At 43.6% G+C, this 335-nt stretch carries 1 pseudogene; it reads left to right on the top strand.

The window, feature by feature from the left end:
• Window positions 1-134: 134 nt before the first annotated feature.
• Window positions 135-335: pseudogene (locus HUV26_RS16710) on the top strand (hypothetical protein); the annotation flags it as partial.

The raw sequence follows: 335 nt of genomic DNA, 5'->3' as shown, positions 1-335 counted from the left end.
ATCAAGACTCAATGACCCATTGCCCAACAAGGAGCAATGGGGCACTCATGCGTAATCATCTTCGTATTAATTTTCATAGCAAGGGATATACTATAGGCAGAAAAAATAAACAACGTCTTAACAGGAGATTGATCATGATACACCAACAAGTTTCTCATGCTGACACATACCAAGGAATCCCAGTTAACGTAGGCCTCTTCGATGAATACGGCTTATACCCCGTCATCATGGAACGATTCAAAGAACGTCTTGACTGGATGACCGACAGGCACTGCAAGGTGTTATTCATTCGCTTTGATATGAGATTCCCTGCCAGATACCCTGCGATGGGAGGA

Source organism: Desulfovibrio psychrotolerans (genome assembly GCF_013340305.1).
Lineage (GTDB): Bacteria > Desulfobacterota > Desulfovibrionia > Desulfovibrionales > Desulfovibrionaceae > Halodesulfovibrio > Halodesulfovibrio psychrotolerans.
The sequence above is the reverse complement of the archived record's forward strand: the minus strand, read 5'-3'. Positions and strand labels throughout refer to the sequence as shown.